The 19,463-nt window shown below is 52.2% G+C and carries 17 protein-coding genes and 1 tRNA gene; 8 read left to right on the plus strand and 10 right to left on the minus strand.

What is annotated here, in order from left to right; all coding sequences use genetic code 11:
- Nucleotides 1-9: 9 nt before the first annotated feature.
- The 8 genes from fliN to FE788_RS05975 all read right to left on the minus strand — a co-directional run bounded on the left by fliN (nucleotide 10) and on the right by FE788_RS05975 (nucleotide 8,510).
- Nucleotides 10-360 (minus strand): flagellar motor switch protein FliN, encoded by a 351-nt coding sequence (gene fliN, locus FE788_RS05940; protein ID WP_138379778.1) that lies wholly within the window; start codon nucleotides 358-360, stop codon nucleotides 10-12.
- A gap of 109 nt (nucleotides 361-469) precedes the next feature.
- Nucleotides 470-1,126 carry a FliH/SctL family protein gene (locus tag FE788_RS05945; RefSeq protein WP_138379779.1) on the minus strand — a complete coding sequence of 219 codons (657 nt, stop codon included), beginning with the start codon at nucleotides 1,124-1,126 and terminating at the stop codon, nucleotides 470-472.
- A gap of 22 nt (nucleotides 1,127-1,148) precedes the next feature.
- Nucleotides 1,149-2,138: a flagellar motor switch protein FliG gene (fliG, locus tag FE788_RS05950; RefSeq protein ID WP_138381305.1), complete on the minus strand. Its 990-nt coding sequence runs from the start codon at nucleotides 2,136-2,138 to the stop codon at nucleotides 1,149-1,151.
- Between the two features lie 130 nt (nucleotides 2,139-2,268).
- Complete coding sequence (fliF, locus tag FE788_RS05955; protein ID WP_138379780.1) at nucleotides 2,269-4,008, minus strand: flagellar basal-body MS-ring/collar protein FliF; 1,740 nt, start codon at nucleotides 4,006-4,008, stop codon at nucleotides 2,269-2,271.
- A 359-nt stretch (nucleotides 4,009-4,367) separates the two neighbouring features.
- A complete protein-coding gene (sciP, locus tag FE788_RS05960) occupies nucleotides 4,368-4,667 on the minus strand; it encodes a CtrA inhibitor SciP (protein WP_138379781.1) in 300 nt (99 codons plus the stop codon).
- A gap of 241 nt (nucleotides 4,668-4,908) precedes the next feature.
- Nucleotides 4,909-6,267 (minus strand): flagellar hook protein FlgE, encoded by a 1,359-nt coding sequence (locus tag FE788_RS05965; protein WP_138379782.1) that lies wholly within the window; start codon nucleotides 6,265-6,267, stop codon nucleotides 4,909-4,911.
- Nucleotides 6,268-6,361: 94 nt separating this feature from the next.
- Nucleotides 6,362-7,057, minus strand: a complete 696-nt coding sequence (locus FE788_RS05970; RefSeq protein WP_138379783.1) for a flagellar hook assembly protein FlgD — start codon at nucleotides 7,055-7,057, stop codon at nucleotides 6,362-6,364.
- 13 nt (nucleotides 7,058-7,070) lie between these two features.
- Nucleotides 7,071-8,510, minus strand: a complete 1,440-nt coding sequence (locus tag FE788_RS05975) for a flagellar hook-length control protein FliK (RefSeq protein ID WP_168190298.1) — start codon at nucleotides 8,508-8,510, stop codon at nucleotides 7,071-7,073.
- A gap of 61 nt (nucleotides 8,511-8,571) precedes the next feature.
- Between FE788_RS05975 and FE788_RS14055 the strand changes: the two genes are divergently transcribed.
- The 5 genes from FE788_RS14055 to FE788_RS05995 all read left to right on the plus strand — a co-directional run bounded on the left by FE788_RS14055 (nucleotide 8,572) and on the right by FE788_RS05995 (nucleotide 14,373).
- Nucleotides 8,572-9,063 carry a hypothetical protein gene (locus FE788_RS14055; protein ID WP_168190299.1) on the plus strand — a complete coding sequence of 164 codons (492 nt, stop codon included), beginning with the start codon at nucleotides 8,572-8,574 and terminating at the stop codon, nucleotides 9,061-9,063.
- A gap of 562 nt (nucleotides 9,064-9,625) precedes the next feature.
- On the plus strand, nucleotides 9,626-11,743 hold the full coding sequence (gene flgK, locus FE788_RS05980; protein ID WP_138379785.1) for a flagellar hook-associated protein FlgK: 2,118 nt from the start codon (nucleotides 9,626-9,628) through the stop codon (nucleotides 11,741-11,743).
- A 107-nt stretch (nucleotides 11,744-11,850) separates the two neighbouring features.
- Complete coding sequence (locus FE788_RS05985) at nucleotides 11,851-12,774, plus strand: flagellin (protein WP_138379786.1); 924 nt, start codon at nucleotides 11,851-11,853, stop codon at nucleotides 12,772-12,774.
- A 117-nt stretch (nucleotides 12,775-12,891) separates the two neighbouring features.
- Entirely contained in the window at nucleotides 12,892-14,085 is a 1,194-nt protein-coding gene (gene mnmA / locus FE788_RS05990) for a tRNA 2-thiouridine(34) synthase MnmA (RefSeq protein ID WP_138379787.1), read from the plus strand.
- Nucleotides 14,086-14,296: 211 nt separating this feature from the next.
- Nucleotides 14,297-14,373, plus strand: a tRNA-Met gene (locus FE788_RS05995).
- Nucleotides 14,374-14,755: 382 nt separating this feature from the next.
- On the opposite strand, the gene FE788_RS06000 is transcribed toward FE788_RS05995, so the two are convergent.
- The gene (locus FE788_RS06000) at nucleotides 14,756-16,126 is read right to left on the minus strand and encodes an ApeA N-terminal domain 1-containing protein (protein WP_138379788.1); all 1,371 of its coding nucleotides are present in this window, start codon (nucleotides 16,124-16,126) and stop codon (nucleotides 14,756-14,758) included.
- 328 nt (nucleotides 16,127-16,454) lie between these two features.
- On the opposite strand from FE788_RS06000, the gene FE788_RS06005 reads away from it, so the two are divergent.
- Complete coding sequence (locus FE788_RS06005) at nucleotides 16,455-16,688, plus strand: hypothetical protein (protein WP_138379789.1); 234 nt, start codon at nucleotides 16,455-16,457, stop codon at nucleotides 16,686-16,688.
- A 58-nt stretch (nucleotides 16,689-16,746) separates the two neighbouring features.
- A protein-coding gene (locus tag FE788_RS06010; protein WP_425462978.1) for an IS5 family transposase occupies nucleotides 16,747-17,498 on the plus strand; the annotation gives its coding sequence in 2 pieces (ribosomal slippage) (nucleotides 16,747-17,086 and nucleotides 17,086-17,498; 753 coding nt in all).
- 299 nt (nucleotides 17,499-17,797) lie between these two features.
- On the opposite strand, the gene FE788_RS06020 is transcribed toward FE788_RS06010, so the two are convergent.
- The gene (locus FE788_RS06020; RefSeq protein ID WP_342779546.1) at nucleotides 17,798-18,211 is read right to left on the minus strand and encodes a PaaI family thioesterase; all 414 of its coding nucleotides are present in this window, start codon (nucleotides 18,209-18,211) and stop codon (nucleotides 17,798-17,800) included.
- A 628-nt stretch (nucleotides 18,212-18,839) separates the two neighbouring features.
- On the opposite strand from FE788_RS06020, the gene FE788_RS06025 reads away from it, so the two are divergent.
- A complete protein-coding gene (locus tag FE788_RS06025; protein WP_138379791.1) occupies nucleotides 18,840-19,463 on the plus strand; it encodes a response regulator in 624 nt (207 codons plus the stop codon).

Raw genomic sequence — 19,463 nt, forward strand, 5'->3', positions numbered from 1 at the left:
TTTGGCATATTATTCTTCGCCCTTGATAATTTCCGTCATGGTGATGCCCAGCTTGTCCTCCACCAGAACGACCTCACCCCGTGCCACAAGGCGGTTATTCACATATATGTCAATGGCTTCGCCAACCTTGCGGTCCAGTTCGACAATGGCGCCGGGCCCCATGCGTAACAATTTGTTCACGGGGAGGTTGGTTTTGCCAAGCACGGCAGAAACCTTGACCGGTACGTCAAAAACCGCTTCCAGATCACCGGCCATGGCGTTTTCGGTGTCTACCGGCTCGCTTTGCGAAGGCGTTGCAGTTTCAGTACTGGATTCGGACTTGTCCAGTTCCTGCCAGTCCATATTCTCAGTATCAGACATTATCCTATCGTCCTTAATATTTCCTTGTCATATCCCGAACCGCTCCCTGGTTGCGCTATATGTTCAGAGCAGGTCGGAAACATGGCCTCATCTATTACTATACTGTCCGTCATACAGCCGGCCCCACCTCATCGGCGGAAATGCTCACCGTCATCCCGTTATCGTCCTGGTGGCCTGAAGAAGGGGCCTCAATGAAAAGCTGTATGGTTTTATCAATGGTGTTTTTCAATGCTTCAAAATCACGGTCTGCGCCGCCATCCGCCCATTCCACCTTGCAATCGCTGATATGTCGCATGGGCTCGCTGATCAAAACAATCTCACCGGCGAAACCGGTCATTGTTTTCAGATCCTCAATTCGTTTTTGCAGGAACGGCAAGATCTGATCATCAACCCGGATCACGATGCGCGGTTCCAGCGGGCTGTTTTTCAGGCACTGGCTGACCAGGGCCTCGATTTCCGGCAAGGGCGTGTTTTCCACCAGGGCCGGCGCCAGTTTTCCGATGATGGTATGGGCCAGAATCGCGGCTTCCTTATGCATCATGGCTTCCTGTTCCTTGTGCCGGGTGGTGAGAACCTGAAGGGCCGCGTGAATATTCTGTAGCAGATACTGGCTTTGCTGTTCTATGCTCTCGCGAATTTCCGCGCGTCCTGCTTCCAGCCCCTTTTCAAAGGCTTCCTGGCGGGCCTGTTCAATTTTTTCCTGGCTGCGGGGGCCGCCAAGTTCGTCTTCAAAGTCCGTATCGAATGTATATTTTACCGCAGTCATGTGTCCCCTGTTTCTTTCCGGATCAATAGATCAGTTCGTCCTCGCTCTTGTTGTCGGCCAGGACAATTTCCCCGGCATCGGCCAGATCTTTAGCCACATTGACGATTTCCATCTGGGCCTCGTCAACATCTTTTAGCCGTACTGGCCCCATGGCTTCCATGTCCTCTTTGAGGATTTTGGCGGCCCGTTCGGACATATTACTGAAGAAGATATCGCGGAGTTTTTCCGAGGCTCCCTTAAGCGCCAGCCCCAGGCGATCCTTGTCAATACTCCGCAGCAGGGTCTGCACGCCGGTGGAATCCAGACTTTGCAGATCGTCAAAGGTAAACATCAGGGCCCGGACACGCTCGGCGCTTTCCCGGTTGCGATCTTCCAGGGCGGTCAGGAACCGGGTTTCCGAACTCCTGTCCAGGAAGTTGAAGATTTCCGCGATAGTTTCATGGCTGTCCTTACGGCTGGTCCGCGCCAGGTTGTTCATGAATTCGGTACGCAGGGTTTGTTCCACTTTATCCAGAATGTCTTTTTGCACCGGCTCCATGCGTAACATACGCATAATTACTTCCATGGCGAAATCATCGGGCAGGACACTGAGCACCGCGGCAGCATGTTCGGGTTTAATCTTGGACAGAACCACGGCCACGGTCTGCGGATATTCATTTTTGAGATAGGTAGCCAGCACCACCTCGTTGACATTGCCCAGTTTGTCCCACATGGTCCGCCCGGCCGGACCACGGATTTCCTCCATGATCTGGGTCACTTTATCTTTGGGCAGCATTTTGGAAAGCAGCCGTTCCGTGTTATCAAAGTTGCCGGTCATGGTGCCGACGGAGCTGACGTTGTTGGCAAAATCAAGAAACAGCTCCTCAATAACCTTGGCGTCCACCGTCCCGAGGGAAGACATGGCCAGAGACAGTTCTTTGACTTCCTCATCATCCAGGAGATTCCAGATGATCCGGCCATGATCGTCACCAAGCGCCAGCATCAGGGCTGCGGCCCTGTCGCTGGAACTCATATCGCTGAGACGTGATATTTTTCCTTTACTCACTCAATTCACCTGACCAGTTGTGGTTACCATTACTGTGATGGCGGTTCTTGTAGGGTACGGATTCAGAGTTAATTTCCAGAAACTATTCATAAAGTATCTATTCATAGAGCCAGCTTCTGATAACGGCGGCAGATTCGTCGGGGTATTTTTCAACCAGCTCTCCAACTTTTTTAAGAGCCGTTGCCTGAATTTTTCCTTCGACGGAGGCGATATCAATGGCCGACTCAATCCCCTGTTTTTCAGCCACTTCCCGGGCCGTGAGCGTGCGACCGCTTTCATCTGTCGGGATCACCACCTGTTCCCCTTCGCGAGTGACAATGGCCTTACCCTGTTGCGGGGGGGCTAGGGCTTGCTGTTGTTGCTGGCCTTCTTCACCTGGCAACTGGGGATACTGTCCGCCTTGGGCCCCTTGAAGAGCCAATTGTCCGGTGCCTCCTTCGTCAGGTCCCATCATATAGGAAATCAGGGGACGCAGGCCAAAAAAGGTAACAGCCAGGAAGGCAATCAGCAAAACCCCGAGCTCTACAAGCCACAGAATGTCGCCTTTGTCAAAATTGAACAATCCTTCTTCAACCAGGTCATCGCCATAGTCCACTTCGGCAAACTGCATGTTTACCACACTGACCGTATCGCCGCGGTCCTCATCGAAACCAATAGCGGACTTAACCAGATTTTCCAGTTGCGCCAACTCTTCGGGACTCCGCGGCTGGTACAAGGGCGGCGTGCCTTCCCCCTGATCCACATAGGTCCCGTCTACCAGAACGGCTACGGAAACCCGTTTGACCGTACCCGCTTCATGAATTTGCGTGCGGATGGTTTTGGAAATTTTGTAGTTAATGGTTTCTTCGGTGGTGCTGCCGGACGACTGGTTAAGCACAGTCGGACCGCCGGCGGTTGCTTCCTGATCCGGCAGGTTGTTGGCCACGGAAACCTGGGTTTCCTCGGCATTTTCCTGATCCCTTGTGGTGGATTCGCGGATTTGTGAGGATAGAACCACCTGGCCGTCAGGATCGTATATTTCAGAATTGCTGGTGACCCGGTTCAGGTCAAGTTCTGCCGTCACTTCTGCCCGCACTTTCCCCAGGCCCACTGTCTTTTCAAGCAGAGTCTCGATCTGACTGCGCAGGCGGTTCTCCATAGCGATTTTCTTTTCCTCCAGGGAGGTGGCCAGAATGCCGGTGCTGTCTTCCGCTGAGCCGCGGGCCAGAAGAGAGCCTTTCTGGTCAACAATGGAAATACGTTCCGGCTGCAAATCCGGTACTGCTGCAGCGACCAGATTCTGAATGGCCATAACCTGGTCCCGGCTGAGCCGCCCATTTCTGGTTTTGACCAGAATGGAAGCCGTTGCTTCGCGGCTTTCGTTACTGAACAGCCGGCGTTCCGGCATAACCAGATGTACCCGGGCGCTTGCAACGCGTTCCATGGATTGGATGGTGCGGGACAGTTCCCCTTCAAGGGCGCGCAGACGGTTGATATTCTGCACAAAACTTGTGGTGCCGAGGGAATCGGTGCGGTCAAAAATTTCGTATCCCAGAGATCCCCCACCGGTCAGACCCTGGGCATGAACCATCATCCGCAGGCGGTAGACCTGGTCCTCAGGCACCAGAATGGTGCTGCCATCGCCGGCAATCTTGTAGGGAATGGATTGGCTTTCGAGCTGTTGCACAATACGGTCTGCGTCAGCAAGATCAAGACCACTGAATAACAGTCCCATATTGGGGGTGGAAAGGCGAACCGTAATATAGATAAAGAAACCAATGATGATGGCCGCCACCGTTCCCATCGCCGCCAGACGGGCGGGACCAAGAGTTTTAAAAAAGACAGCTAAACTATTCACTTGCTAATCCCTGTGAAACAGTCCGAAAATGCCTGTTGATGAGTGAGCTTTCCGAACCCCTGTGTTCCAAAACGAACCAGAGTTTACCCAATGTTAAGTAAATAACTGGTTAATGCTAGGCAAAAATTGCCTAGTATGAGGCGTAAAAAATTAGATGTTTCTAATAAATCGCAGAATTCCTTGAGTTAACAAGCTATAGTGTGCCTTAAAAAAAATACCACAAGATGTGGTGTTTCCCATAATGTTAAAATCAGTGATTGTCTGGCCAAAAAAATTAACCATGAGACTCGGGGCCCCATGGTTAATAATGTTTGTCTGTAAGGTCAATATGTTCCGGCGTGCTGATGCCGGTATATGCATTAGTTATTAGCCGGCGTGGACTTCCCGGAACGGTAATCCTGGACTTTTGTCACGCGCAATCCCATCAGTCCGTCATTGTCGATGGCGCGCTGCCATGACAGGAATTCCTCGACGGACAAGGTATATTTCTTGCAGGCTTCTTCCAGAGAGATGAGACCGCCCCTGACTGCGGCGACCACTTCGGCCTTACGTCTAACAACCCATCTTTTAGTATTGCTGGGGGGCAGATCATCAAGCGTAAGTGGCTCTCCGGTCGGTCCCATGATGGATGCCGGCTGCATGTCTTTTCTGGTACTCATTGTTACGCGAATCTCCGGTATCTTGGTTTGATGAAAAAAAGATACGCGAAGCTCTTTAAAAAAGACCTAATGAATTCGGTTAATTTGGAGCAAAAAAAATATAAATTTTTATCAAACTGTGTTGGACGAAATTGTCTGCTATATGGGAATGGGGTTCGTTTGAAATATAACCTGAAACATAAAAAGACATAAAAAGGATGCCGGAGGATTCCGGCATCCTTAGGTGAAGTCTTTGAAAAGATTATCGTTTGATGTTGTTCAGTTCACTAAGCATCTCATCCGCCGTGGTGATAATCTTGGTGCTGGCGGAAAAGGCGCGTTGAGTGGTAATCAGCTGGGTGAACTCGTTGGACAGATCCACTGTGGAGGCTTCCAGGGTAGAGGGGGCAACAAATCCGGCACCCCCGGTTCCCCCTACCTGTAAGGCAAAGGTACCGGACTGGTCAGATACGGTATAGCTGTTGCCCTGCCGGCGCGTCAGGCCGTCCGGGTTCTGGAACACGGCGACGGGAAGCTGGTAGACTTTCCGGGTCAGCCCATTGTCAAACAGGGCCGTAACAATGCCTTCCTCGTCAATGGATACCCCCGTCACGTTGCCAAAAACCGCTCCGTCCACTGAAGAGGAAATCAAGGTGGAGATACTGTCATACTGGGTAAACCCGTTGCCTTCGCCATCATCGCCGAAATCGAAGGTGATGGTGCTGGGCGCGGCCTGACTGGCTGAACCGCCCCCGGGGGCCCAGTTAATGGGAACCGGACTGGTCAGCGCCGGGCTGGTATTGGTCAGGTCAAGATGACTGTCTTGATCAAAGGCCAGCGTGCCGACGGCGATCTGGCCGCTATGCAGTGGCGCTATTGGCGTTATGTCGGAGGCCGGATCAATAAACAGTTCCACATGCCATTCATTGGGGGTTGAACTTTTTAGGGCCGCAATGGTGACGGTGTGGGAGGTTCCCTGAGAGTCAAAAACCTGGATTTGTCGTTTGAAATCCGGAGTGATTGAGCCGTCGGCCATAGAAAAACCGGGGCCGCCGGTATAGGTGGCTTCGGCAGGATTGACCGGCTGGGTATTCTGTAGGTTGGCCCGCAGGGTCACATTGGTTGTGGCTTCCGCCGTCCCGGTCAGCCCGGAAACATTGATCGGCTCCAGGGAACTGACCGGACGGTCCGGGTTGAGGCTTCCGGTGGAATCAATCGGGAAACCCAGAAGATACAGACCGGCGGTGTTTTTCAGAAATCCTTCGTCATCGGGGGTGAAGGATCCGGCGCGGGTAAAACTGATAGAATCGTTGTTCTGACCCACTGTCGGTGTGGAGGAGACCACAAAAAAGCCGGCGCCGTCGATGCTGAGATCAGTTGCCGAGGCAGAAGATTGCAGCAGCCCCTGGCGACTGATGAGGTTTTGCGGTAACGACTGAACCCCGCCGGGAGAATAGGAGGTTGTGGAGCGGGATTCCGTCACCAGAGTGGTGAAGCTGGCCCGTGTTTCCTTATAGCCGATGGTATTCACATTCACGATATTGTCGGAAATCATACCCAAAGCACTGCTATAGGCGCTAAGCCCGGAAACTCCGGAAAAGAGTGATGCGTAAAGACTCATGTCATTACTCCTGTTCTTAAAGAGCCCCCAGGTTTAAAGAGTGTCAGGGGCAGCAAGGTTAATTCTGTTTTTTCACAGCGTGTTTTACGCATAATCAACCGGCGTTTTCTTCACCAGGGGAAGGAGGAGGGGCCTCCGTAACATCTTTGACGGCCAGGATATTATCTGGCGCCACGAGAATGCCATTGGAAGCCAAGTATGGCAGTCCGCCAAGGGTTTCCACACTTTTTACAATGCCTTTTGAATAGACCTGTGTCTGGACCTCCTGATCGGAAGCGGTGGTGGCGCTGACTTCCAGGGAATAGATGCCCTCTTCGGCATTTTCCGGCGCCTGCCAGACAAATTCGTGCATTCCTGCGGCCGTTTTCCCAAAACCTTCGTAGACAACTTTGCCGGTTTTATCATGGGTGACCTTGATCGTTGTGGTTTCCGCCACGGAATCCAGAGTGTATTCCCATTTGGCCTTGCCGTTGTCCAGTCCGGCTTTATTGGAATCGACGGTGATTTCCTTACCCAGATAGGAAACGGAATCAGCGATGCTTTGGCTGGTCACCTTGCTGATCAGCGTTTCCAGATTTTTATTGGTGGCAATCGACTGCTCCACGCCGGTGAATGAGACCAGTTGCTGGGTAAATTCGTTGGAATCCAGTGGGTCCAGCGGATCCTGATATTGCAACTGCGTGGTCAACAGCGCCAGAAAATCGTCAAAGTCTTCCGCCAGCTTTTGTTCGGCCTGGCGGGCCTTGCCTTGTGTGTCGGTTTGGGAGGCTGTCGCTGAAGTAACTTCCATTGCCTGATCCTCTTTAAATACTGATATCAATGCCGCCCGCAGAAGCGGACATCAGCAGGTGTTCGGTAACGGCCGGATTGTCTGCTTCCTGCCAGGCCGCCCCCTCGGACTCGCCAGTGGGGGAGGTTTTGCCACCGGTCCCGCCGTGCTGCTCAAACATATCGCCCTGAGCTGTCTGGTTCTGGTGTTTCAGGCTGAAATTGAGATTGCCCTGGGAGGTATCGAATCCGGCATTTTGTAACATTTTTTCCAGAATGCCCTGGTCGCGCTGCAACAACATCAGCGTGCGGTCATTGTCCACCGTCATGACGGTATGCAGTTTGCCGTCTGCTGCGAAATCCATGCGCACGTCTACCTGTCCCAGTTCCGCTGGATGAAGCTGAATGCGAAATGTGCTGCGGCCGTTGGCACTGTGGCGGGTGAGGGTGCTGACAATCTGATCGGCCATATGGGCGGACGGCGTGGTCATGGCCGGACGCAGCGCGGTTTCGCTGGCCATAAGGCCGTTTTGTGCCCCATTGAGGGAGGTATGGCCCGCTGGCGTCCCAGAAATGCCGGTGCTTGTCCCCTGTCCGGTAGTGAGCTGCGCCCCGGCCAGGACGGTCTCGCCCGGGGCCTGTGTCAACAGGTTGTCATGCGGTTTTACCCCCATGGGCAGTCCCATATTCTGTCCCGACATCATGGCGCGGAAATCCTGTCCCGGGAAGGAGGTGTTCTGTCGGCCGGTCGGAGTTTGGGGATCCGCAGGGACGGAACCTGTCTGGTTCGGTTTGTCGGTGCCAGAATCGGTTTTGCCTGCCCGGTTTTCTGTTGTGCTTTCCCTCAGGCGTTCTCCAGGGCTTTGACTTCCCTGCCGGTTCTGCTGCCGGTCCGAATGGCCTGACAGAGGCTGGTTCCGGGTGGCAATTCCGGACAGGGAGGCGATCTGGGAACTGTCTGTCGCTACAGCTCCTGGCTGTCCTGTGGCGGTTGTTGCCGTGTTAACGGCGCCGGAAAGGGCATGTCCGGGAGGTGTCGTTTCAAGCGCCAATGTGGTATTTGTTTGTGCCTGAGCCTGTGCCGGGATTGCAGCCTCTCCTGGAGGTTCAGCGGTTTGTGTGTCAGCCGGAAGCCGGGAACCGGCAGATTCCGCTCTGGCGGCGGCTGAGCTCTCGCTGTTTCCGGGGGGTGATGTGCTACTAACGTGATCGGGTGTACCGTTCGCAGCGGCAACACTAGCTGTTTCAGGGATGATACCCGGATGTTGCGGATTGCCTTGTGACAGGGCCAACTCGTCCAGCGCTTGAGCAGGGGGAATAAAAACCGGCATTCCCGGAGAGCGGTCGGAACTGGCGTTTGAGGGGGATTGCGCTGTTTTGCGTTGCCCGGTCCCGCTTGTCGTAACCTTGGGATCGGCGGTGGGGTCGGACTGGCCGGGCAGAGGCTCAAACAAAATTTCCGGATTCTCGATCATAACCGGAGATCCCACCGGCACGGACTTTGCAACGGGCGGGGATTTAGGCGGGAACGTTTCTGTGCCCGGAACGGTAATTGCCAAACCTGAGGGGGCCGGCCTGATTTCATCTTCCGTTAAAGATATGTTCTCGACAGATATGCTCTCAGGTATGTTCTTTGGGCGTGCCGGAGAGGTGTTGTTCGGAGCATTTTTGTTCACAGGAGACGTCGCACTCTTGGCCTTGATGTTCTTGGTATTGACATTCTGGGCCTTGTTCGGGGAAGACGTGCTGTTCCGTCCGGCTTCTTTGGCAAGATGGGCATCAAATGATGTATTGGAAGATGGCTTTGGAGCAGGCGATGACGCAGCAGAAGATGACATTTCGGCCCCCCCCGCAGGGAATGGGGTTGAGGCCGCCCTTTGCGGGGTCATCAAGGCGTTGTTATATAAGTCCATTGCTGTGGTCATTCATTCTTACCTGTTTTCAGGCCTAACCTGTCCTGTTTTCAGGCCTAACCTGTTTTCATGGCTGTTGCCCAAATGTGTTTCAAAACCTTTTTGTCCTCTTTAAATTTCTGTAGTGGTTTTGTTCAGACGGTTGAGCCGTAATTCTTCTGCCTTTGGTAAAGCAAGATGCGGGCCATTCTGGATTTGTTTATATAACCAGTTGAAAATAAATGTATTTTATGGGTTCTTCCCGGTTCTGAGAGAGGGGTCTGCGGCAATTTTTGCCAGCAAAATTTTCCCGCCGGTCTTTATGTGCCGCGTCGTTTTCGGAATGTTTTTGCCTTTGCATTGCTTTTTGGTGTCCGGGCCTTTTTTTTATCTGGCAGGTTTCCGGCTTTTTGGGGCATCGGTGAAAACTGGCCCCCTGTTTGCATAGAAATTGCGTAAAGAACGTCGGAACATGGTGTCTCCCGGAACGTTTCACCGGGAGAAGAACACGAAAAGGTTTGAAAAGCTTTTTAATTATAAAGACTTGATCAGGTAAAGGAAGATGTTTGTGAGAACCGCAAGGATCAGGAACAAAAAAGGAAAAGCGGAAAAAAATGACCCCGCCCGGCAGTCTTTACCCATGGCGGGGCGCTTTCTTTACCTGAAAGATCCAGTTTTGTGGATCGGGAGAAACCAGAATGTCATCCAGCATTAATAATATTATCCATAATTCCCTGACGGGGTTGTTTGTGAACCAGGCGGCGTTGTCGGTTACTTCCAACAACGTTGCCAATGTGAACACCCCAGGATATGCCCGCCAAGTGGTCCAACAGGAAGCCTTTGTGACCGGGACCCAGTCCGGCGGAGTCAGAATTTCGGGCATTGACCGGGTGATTGACAGATTTCTTGTCAGGGCCACTTATGACGCCAATGCGGATTTTGGACGGTATCAGGTGGAAAACGCCTTTCATGAAAGAATTCAATCCTTTCTGGGTAAACCCGATGAAAATACCAGCCTCAGCGGCAAGATTGATGACCTGTTTACCGCGATTTCCGAATTGGCGCTGGACCCGTCCTCCACAATTCTGAGGGAAAACTCCCTGAGCAAAATCAACAATTTCGGGGAAGAGGTTGGCTATTTGGCGGAGAGTATCCAGAATCTGCGCAAGGATGCCAGCGACAGCATCAATGACAAGATTGCCGAGATCAACGCGCTTTTGGAAAGGATCGACAATCTCAATCCCTTGATTGTGCGGGAAACGGTTACCAATGGTACGCCGGGGTCCCTTCTGGAACAGCGCGCTCAGGCGATTGGCGAACTCTCGGAACTCATTGACATCAGCATCACCGATACCGGCAATAACGGTATTCAGATCACCACCTCGACCGGGATTACTCTGGTTGGGCAGCGGCGTGTTGAATTGCAGTATGAAGCGCCGGGCAGCGTGACCACCACGACCCGTTTTCCCTCCATCACCATTCATCCTGTTAACGGCGTAACCGGGGCTGTCATGCCCAGTACCGCAACCCTTGACGGGGAGGTATTCGGCGGTGAGCTGAAAGGGCTGTTGAAAATGCGGGACGAGGAACTGCCGGAAATCGCCGCCCAGCTTGGGAACCTGGCAGCCGCCTTCGCGGATGAAATCAACCGGGTTCATAATACCAATTCCGCAGTGCCGGCCCCCAATAGCCTGAGCGGTATCAATACTGGGTTATTGGGCGGCGATCTGCATAATTTTACCGGTGATGCGGTATTTGCCGTGACCGATGTCAATGGTGATCTGGTCAATTCGGTGACCATTGACTTTGATGCCTTGGCCGGGGGAACGTTGAATGATGTGATTACAGCGGTGAATGCGGCTCTAGGGCCGGCGGCAACACTGAGCCTGAATAACGGGGTGATGAGTTTCAGTGCCGCAAACCCGGCGCATGGTGTGGCTATTGCCCAGTCCGACAGCGACCCGAGCCTCAGGGCCGGACGTGGATTTTCGCATTTCTTCGGGCTGAATGATCTGGTGCAGGCCAATACCAGAAGTCATTTTCAGACCGGTGTCGCCGGAGCGGAAAATCACGGTTTTGGGGCCGGGCAGACCATTACGTTTGAAGTACTGGATGACAGAAACGTGTCGCTGGACAGTTATACCTTGACCATTGCCGGCAGCAGCTTTGACGATCTGCTGAATGATCTGAACGCTAGCCCGCTGTCCAATTATGCGACTTTTTCACTCTCGTCTGAGGGCGAATTCACGATGACTCCTCTGTCCTCCGGGCAGGCGCTTTCCCTTCAGGTCAAAAACGATACCACCAGCCGTGGCGCCACGGGGGTCAGCCTGTCTCATTTCTTCGGCATTGGGGAACGTTTCGTCATGGATGCGGCGTTTGGTCTTAAGGTCAAGGACGAAATTTTCCAGGATGCGGGACTTTTTGCCCTGGCCCGGTTCGATCAGTCGGCGGCGATTGGCGACAATGTGTTCAGCATTGGTGATCAGTCCGGCGCACGGGCGTTTCAGGATCTGGAGAATCTGGTGGTTTCCTTCCGCGAGGCGGGGGGCTTGAGCGCCATGAATGTCACATTGGGGCAGTATGGGGCGAATATATTGGCGGATCTTGGGCTCAGGGCCAGCATGGCGGCCGGTTTTGCCGGCGATTCAGCGAGCCTTAAAAATCAGCTGGAACAGAAATCGGCGGATATTTCCGGTGTTAATCTGGATGAGGAACTTAGCAACATGGTGATTTACCAGAATGCTTATAGTGCCTCCGCTCGTATTCTTCAGACCGCACAGGATATTTATGATGCCCTTCTGTCGGTGGTCTGATGATCGTCGACCTTTCAGGCGGTACCGGTGCGCAGAACCATAATGCAGAACCATGAAGAAATAACTGAGATGATGCGATCTAACAGGACAGGAACAGGACCCAAATCATGACACGCGTATCCAGTTTTGGCCATCAACAGATGATGTTGTCCAGTCTGTTAAGAAATCAGGAGAAGGTCTTTGATGGTCAGGTGACCATCACCACCGGCAAAAAAGAGCAGCAATACAGCGGTTTTGCCACCCAGACCAATACCCTCCTCGGAGCTAAGACAGTGCTGACCCGCACCCAAAGTTATATTAATGCGGGGGAATATGTGGATCGGCAATTGCGCACCAATGATGTTCATCTCAATGCGCTGGTCAGCAATGCTCAGGATGTCCGTCAGGCGGTATTGGAAGCCATTTCCATGGATGAAACCTTTGCCCTGAATGAAATCATGGATCAGGCGTTTTCCTCAATGGTCAGCGCCCTGAATACCAATATCGGCGGGGTGTATATTTTCGCCGGGGCCAAAAGTGATGTGCCGCCAGTAAATGCCCGGGATATTACGGATCTGGTGGCGGCGGCGTCGGCGCAGGACCTGTTCCAGAATGACACCCGCCGGGCGGCGGCACAGGTGGGGCAGAATACGGAAATGGAATATGGTCTGCTGGCCAGCGAGGTGGCCGGGGATATTTTTGCCGCTTTCAAGAATATTGCCGATTTTAATGCGGGTGGTGGTGGGCCCATTGATGGGAAGCTGAGTCCGGCCCAGCGGGCGTTTCTCGAAGGGGAACTGGCGACGCTGGATTCCGCTATCGACACCTTGCAGCTGTTTGTGGCCCGCAACGGGACCCGCCAGGCCAATCTGGAAGATATTCTGGTGGAACATAAGGATGAAGAGGCCTTTTTACAGATTTTTATTTCCGATATCGAGGATGCGGATCTGGCCGAGGCGATCACGCAACTGGAAAATAACCAAGTGGCGTTACAGGCTTCTTATGAAATCACCGCGCAATTGTCCCGCCTGTCCCTGCTGAATTTCCTTTAGAGATCGCCTCATCACAACTCACTCTGGGACAGGAGAACCTTCCTCAAGGGCGCAGAAAAGGGCAGAATATTGTTGCAAGGCCTTGAAGTTTGCCCCGGGATGCGGTATCTGCGCATTATGGAAAATTCTCAGGTTTCACATATCGCCGTGGCAGAAGGGTCGAATGCGCCAAAGCGCGGCTTCAACTCCCTCGGGTTGGCCAAGCCCGTGGCGGAAACGCGGGTGGTGGTGGCCATGTCCGGCGGGGTGGACAGCTCCGTTGTGGCGGCGCTGCTTAAAGATGAAGGCTACGATGTGGTCGGCATCACGTTGCAGCTTTATGATCATGGTGTGGCGGTGCAGAAAAAAGGCGCCTGCTGTGCCGGGCAGGACATTCATGACGCGCGGCGGGTGGCGGAGGCCATCGGTATTCCCCATTATGTGCTGGATTATGAAAGCCGCTTTAAAGACAGTGTAATGGAGGAGTTTGCCGACAGCTATATCCGCGGGGAGACGCCGATTCCCTGTGTGCGGTGCAATCAGGAAGTGAAGTTCAAGGATCTGCTGGAAACCGCCCGGGATCTGGAGGCGGATGTGCTGGCCACTGGCCATTATGTGCGCCAGACCCTGAGCGGCGGACATGCACGGATGCTTCGGGCGGTGGACGGAAGCCGGGATCAGAGCTATTTTCTGTTCGCCACCACGCAGGCGCAGCTGGATTACCTGCGCTTTCCTCTGGGCAGCCTGCATAAGGACGAGGTGCGCCGGCTGGCGGCGAAATACGGGCTGGAGGTGGCGGCCAAACCCGACAGTCAGGACATCTGTTTCGTGCCCAATGGCAGTTATGTGAGCGTTATTGAACGGTTGCGTCCCGGTGCTTCCGAGCCCGGGGAGATTGTGCATATTGATGGCCGGGTACTGGGGCAGCACAAGGGCATTATCCATTATACTATCGGCCAGCGCCGTGGTCTGGGGATCGGGGGGGGCGATCCGCTTTATGTGGTGAAGTTGGAACCGGAACGCCGGCAGGTGGTGGTCGGGCCGAAAGAGGCGCTTGAGACTCACACATTGCTGCTGAAAGAAGTGAACTGGCTGGGCGAGGGGGCGATCCCTGAAGCGGGGATGGCCGTTGAGGCCAAGGTGCGCTCGACCCGCCCGCCAGTGGCGGCGAGATTGTATGCCGAGGGGGAGGCGCGGGCGCGGGTGGTGCTGGAGATGCCGGAGGCCGGCGTTTCACCAGGTCAGGCCTGTGTGTTTTATGAGGGGGACCGGGTGCTCGGCGGAGGCTGGATTACGCGCAGCCTCGGTGCTTGGGAGGCCGCGGCAGCCTGAGATGGGGCCTGAGGTGGGAATGAGGGGGAAGCTGAGGGGGAGAGGGGCATGCGCTCTGCTGGTTAAAAAAATCCTCTTCTGGGGTAAAAATACGATTGACTAAGCCGGGATCAGGCGATATACCCCACTCGTTCCCGTTCGGGAGTACCGGTCCGGTTTGGTCCGGCCAGAGAAGGCCGGAAGGCAGCACCGGGCGGCAGGTCTGTTCAGGGGCGGAGTAGCTCAGCTGGTTAGAGCAGCGGAATCATAATCCGCGTGTCGGGGGTTCGAGTCCCTCCTCCGCTACCAACTTCCAAATATTCAATAAAAACAATAAGTTAGATGTATCGTAACGCGAAGTGCGTCGCATATTTGTGTTACATATTTGCGCGACCGTGTGATTGATGCGGTTCTTATTGAAGGGGTCAACCTCTTCACAATTCACTCTAGTGTGGCGCAGTACATTGAGAAAATGATCGAACAGGACAGCGCCTTAATCTTTTCAGAAATGTCTTATGTCTATGACACTGTGACTGGAGAATATGTTTCGGGTTATCTCTACAATGACACTGGAAATATTTCAGGGTTTGTCATTGGAGTAGATGCCCCCTCCAACGTTGCCTTTCTTCTAGTCGGAATGTTGTTGATATCAAAGAATAGACTCCGAACCCGCTGTCTTAACTGAGTATTTCTAGCTTCCAGAAGACGTGGAGGATTTTGCATGCTCTATCCTGTCTCGTATTGACGGCTTGGTTTTAACAATCGCTGCGATTTTTTCCTTCGAAAAGCCGAGGAGAGACAAGAAGTGGAGTTGATACAGAGCTTCTAGGACAAAAATCAAGCTTAATAGTCTGGTTCCTTTTGCTGATTGTTTCTCCAAATCTTCATTGAAATGAGTAAGATAATTTCTAGTATCCACTATTTTAGATACCAAGTTCTTTCTTGCTTTCTTTGATCCAAAATAGCCTTGAAAAGGCTCAATTAGACCCATTACACGTTCGCGTAACGCTATTTCGTTTCCAAACTTAAGACGCCCTTCTAGCCATTCCTGGTGTTCCAATGGGCACTTATCTATGATCCCATCAATCAATTGATCGTATTGATTTTGGTCCATCAGTTTTTTGTTGTTGGACCTGCGACTATAGCTCTCTAAACCTCCTATCAAAGTGATATACCGCTCCTCCAGTAGTCTCTTTGAACTCGGCTGAATTGCAAAATAGGAATTGAATGTCGGTGAATACTTGTCAAAGTGTGTGAGCCATAGCTTGAACGTGTCGCTCTTCATATCATTTAGGTTGAATAGCATGAAATGAGACACGACTTGTGGTTCTTCTGGAGAGAATGGGGTGCTCATATAAAATACGTCCACCTTTCCCTCGAACTCCTTTGAAGTTACCTCCACTTCCGAAATCGATGCTTCGAGTCCTATGGCTAGACGTAATAGGTGGGTGATTCTGTTGGCTAGTTTCTGGAATCTTTCTAAAGGTAATTCATTGGTTGACTTAATCCTTATGTATGCCTTTTGGGATAATAGTGCCTCTTTTTGGGTTAGTTGATGCCCTGACTGATATGTAAAAAGAAACTCCAATGTGAGCTCTTCCGCTAACTCAAAAGAGATATCGTTAGGCAACTTAAAGTCAATGTTTACGTTATGAGCATTCGAGTATGTATATTCAAACCCACTTATTCCCAGCCATTCGTCTAGCCCATCAACTGAAAACGAGAAGGAGTTAAACGCTGCTTCTTCGTCAGCATCATATCTAACTCCTCCATACAACGTATTTGCGGTTATCTTGGATATCGGTTGGCTAGTTGAATACTGTCTTTGAATTTCTATGCATTGTTCTAGGGTCACATACCCATATTTAGTGGTTTCGCCAACAATACGCTTAATAACATCGGAACCCGATGAAACAAGCGAACTCTTCTTGGTCAGTAGCCCTATTAATTCTAGGGAGATATCTCCCCCATCAGAAACAGTCAGAATTCCCGAAATCTTGTCTTCAGGGGTTTCAGGTAACCAGAAAGATCCCAATAACCGTATTTCGTCTTTGATGCGCATTGGCTATGCACTTGCCAGTCTTAGGTGTTCGGTAGGACGTATACGAAAACTATAAAACTGGCGGGCCACCAACGTGAGTACAGAGGTGGTGGAAAGATTAAATGATGTCTTGTAGCATAAATACATAAAACCCCGATGTCCTTTTGCTTAATAATGAAGGTGGTGGGCAGGTCGAGTCAAGTCTGCGATCAGTAGCCTTAAGGGAATACAATTTTTAATCCCGGGTATGTCACCTTTTCTATAACTTTGAGACGTTTTCTATAACTTTGAAACGTTGCTTTATGGAGAGACCATCAGGGCTATATGTTCCATAGGTCATCTCCTTTTCATGACCCACAAGGTCTTTAGCGGCGCTCGGGGCGACCTGCGCCGCTTCCCGGACCAATGCTATGATATTGCGGGGCGGCAGACCCGGATACGCTTTGGCGACAACAGCCATGTGATCGATCAGGCCTATGACGGAGTGGGCGGATCTTTGTGGTGCGGTGCTCGGGTAGTGTCCAGAATTTTTCGCACTTTTGTTTCAGATTGGTGTCCTTCTGCTAGGCTCAGGACCTATTAATTTAGGTATGGTGTATTTTTGGGCATTATGATTCAACGTTGTGGCAGGAGCTTCCACCATGACTGATTTGTATTACCTTACCGACGACCAACTGGCGCGCATCCAACCCTTTTTCCCGCTGGCGCATGGTGTGCCACGGGGTGATGACCGGCGGGTCATCAGCGGGATTATCCATGTGCTGAAGCGGGGGCTTCAGTGGCGTGATGCGCCGAGAGAGTATGGCCCTCACAAGACTTTGTATAATCGCTTCAAGCGCTGGAGCGAGAGGGGAGTGTTCGACAGGATATTCACGGAGTTGGCGTCTCGGGATGTCCCGGACCAGCTCCAGATAGATGCCACACACCTGAAAGCACACCGGACGGCCGCCAGTCTGGCAAAAAAGGGGATGTTTCCCGCGACATTGGCCGCCCGAAAGGCGGACTGAACTCGAAGCTTCATGCGGTTTGTGACGGTGAAGGCAGGCCGCGCCTCCTGTGCCTGACGTCGGGCAATGCCAGCGATTTCAAGGGAGCGGCCATGCTCGCGCCGCACCTGCTGCCGTCACGGGACTTGCTGGCCGACAAGGGCTATGACGCCAACTGGTTCAGGGAGGACCTCATCAAGCGCGGGATCAGCCCCTGCATCCCTCCAAAGCGCAACAGACGCCAGCAGATCGCCTATGACAAAGCCCTGTACCGTCTGCGACACAAGGTCGAGAATATGTTCGGCAAACTCAAGGACTGGCGCCGTATCGCAACGCGATATGACCGAAAAGCCTGCAACTTCCTCGCCTTCACCCTCCTCGCCGCATCAATGATATGGATGCGATGAATGTCGATTCAGCCTAGGTCATCCTGAGATGAATTGGTTCAGGCTTGACCGTATCGTCAAACACAAGCCCGGCCTTTTCAATTTGGCACGGGACCGGTGCGGGATCGGAATGAGCATATCAAAACAAAGGTGAAGCCGCCGCAGACGGACGGCATCTGTGAACGTTTCCACAGAACCATTCTCGAACATTTAACCAGACAGACGCCAACTGAAAATCGGTCTCTGTCAGATCAAGACCATTACACATCAGATCCAGACCATTACACACTAATCTGACCCCACCGGACGCTTCTCGTGGGTTACTTTTGTGCATTTACTTTGCGAATGGTGCCTTGCGCCAACGCCACAACTCGCTCTTCGCCATTGGCTACCGCAAAAACCTTGCATTGGCATACGGCCTGTGTTTTTCCTGAAGACACAACAGAGGCCCGGGCGATCAGCTTTTCTCCGAGCGCAGGACGAAGGTAGTTGATTTTATATTCGGAAGTGACTGAATCGCCCAGCACCGATCCCCCCGCGTAAGTTAGTGCATTATCGGCGAGATAACTCACGACCCCGCCATGCACGAAACCATGCTGCTGTTTCAGTTTGTCCTGAATGGGTATGCTGAGTGTAGCCATGCCTGGCTCAAATACCTCTAATTCTGTCCCGATAAGAACACTAAAGGGCTGGCTTTTTAATATCTTCATCCCGAACTCGAACAACTCAGTCACTGATTTCTCCCTGTATAGCGTGTTGATGTAGAGCAACCCTTGCCAGGCGCCTTATGGCGTGTAGTTTATTGGAGTGTATTTATGCTGGAATCATTGCTTTTGCCTGAGGCTTTGGGTATAAAAAGGCACTTACGAATAGAAGGGACACTTGACCAATCCGACCCCCAACGGCAAAGGTAAAGTGTCCCTTCTTTATAGTCCCCCAAAGCTGCTTGCGGCATGTAAGCTAAGCAAGTTGGATATTTAATCCAGGCAACATAGTATGGTTTTCCCTGCGGCGAGTAAATACGACATAACGATTAAGCGTGTAGTACATTTATGCTAGTACTAGAGGCTGGATTTTCATAAAAATATGTGTACAATCTATGAGAGCAAATAGGCAGAAGGGGTAAAGTGTCGGGAAAGATGGGAAATTTCTGAGGCGGATGAACATATCGTGATGTTTTCTTTTCTTCAGTATCGCTAAACTGTTCGGATAAACTTCCTGAAGGGGTATAGCTGGGTCTAACCTTTTGGAAGAACTGGAAATTATCCAGTCGAAGAAGAAAAAACATCAAGAGGTCCAATACACCATTCCCCGTTAAACCCTCATCATAGGAAGATATACAAGACGACCGAAAGGACAACCATGCGTATGCTACTGGTGGATGACCATACTTTATTCAGAGATGGCCTGAAACATGTGTTATCCCAGTTGGAGGATGATCTGAAGATACTTGAGGCGGGGACTTATGAGGACGCCATGGCGATCATACGGGGGGATGATAATGTTGATCTGGTGTTGTTGGATCTGGATCTGCCTGACATGTCCGGTTTGCAGGGGGTTAAGGCTGTGCGGGATATGAATCCCGTTTTGCCGGTTGCTATCCTGTCCGGCGCCGAAGACGGGGGCCTGATCCGCAAAGCCATGGAAATGGGGGTCATGGGATATATTCCCAAATCACTGGGCAGTGAGGTCATGCTCCAGGCCCTGAGGCTGATTCTGAAAGGCGGGCGTTATGTCCCGGATAATATCCTCCAGGAAGATCCCCAGGAAAGGGCAAGAAACTTTCATAGTCTCACCACCCGTCAACTGGAGATTTTGCGGTTAATCACCTTGGGCAAGTCCAATAAGGAAATTGCCCGGACATTGGGCATCGCGGACAATACGGTCCGGGTACATATATCAGCCATTTTCCAGGTTCTGAACGTCAATAACAGAACCGAAGCGGCGCTGGCGGCCCTTCAGGAGGGGCTGATTCAGTCTGCTTAG

Origin of the sequence: Luteithermobacter gelatinilyticus (assembly GCF_005849285.1) — a bacterium.
GTDB lineage: Bacteria > Pseudomonadota > Alphaproteobacteria > Sphingomonadales > Emcibacteraceae > Luteithermobacter > Luteithermobacter gelatinilyticus.

What these genes read in the sequence shown, in the direction of transcription:
- fliN (WP_138379778.1), bottom strand. Translation starts at nt 360, where the DNA reads ATGTCTGATACTGAGAATATGGACTGGCAGGAACTGGACAAGTCCGAA.
- fliG (WP_138381305.1), bottom strand. Translation starts at nt 2,138, where the DNA reads ATGAGTTCCAGCGACAGGGCCGCAGCCCTGATGCTGGCGCTTGGTGAC.
- FE788_RS06000 (WP_138379788.1), bottom strand. Translation starts at nt 16,126, where the DNA reads ATGCGCATCAAAGACGAAATACGGTTATTGGGATCTTTCTGGTTACCT.
- FE788_RS05970 (WP_138379783.1), bottom strand. Translation starts at nt 7,057, where the DNA reads ATGGAAGTTACTTCAGCGACAGCCTCCCAAACCGACACACAAGGCAAG.
- FE788_RS05945 (WP_138379779.1), bottom strand. Translation starts at nt 1,126, where the DNA reads ATGACTGCGGTAAAATATACATTCGATACGGACTTTGAAGACGAACTT.
- flgK (WP_138379785.1), top strand. Translation starts at nt 9,626, where the DNA reads ATGTCATCCAGCATTAATAATATTATCCATAATTCCCTGACGGGGTTG.
- FE788_RS05965 (WP_138379782.1), bottom strand. Translation starts at nt 6,267, where the DNA reads ATGAGTCTTTACGCATCACTCTTTTCCGGAGTTTCCGGGCTTAGCGCC.
- mnmA (WP_138379787.1), top strand. Translation starts at nt 12,892, where the DNA reads ATGGAAAATTCTCAGGTTTCACATATCGCCGTGGCAGAAGGGTCGAAT.
- FE788_RS05985 (WP_138379786.1), top strand. Translation starts at nt 11,851, where the DNA reads ATGACACGCGTATCCAGTTTTGGCCATCAACAGATGATGTTGTCCAGT.
- FE788_RS06025 (WP_138379791.1), top strand. Translation starts at nt 18,840, where the DNA reads ATGCGTATGCTACTGGTGGATGACCATACTTTATTCAGAGATGGCCTG.
- sciP (WP_138379781.1), bottom strand. Translation starts at nt 4,667, where the DNA reads ATGAGTACCAGAAAAGACATGCAGCCGGCATCCATCATGGGACCGACC.
- FE788_RS06005 (WP_138379789.1), top strand. Translation starts at nt 16,455, where the DNA reads ATGACCCACAAGGTCTTTAGCGGCGCTCGGGGCGACCTGCGCCGCTTC.
- FE788_RS05975 (WP_168190298.1), bottom strand. Translation starts at nt 8,510, where the DNA reads ATGATCGAGAATCCGGAAATTTTGTTTGAGCCTCTGCCCGGCCAGTCC.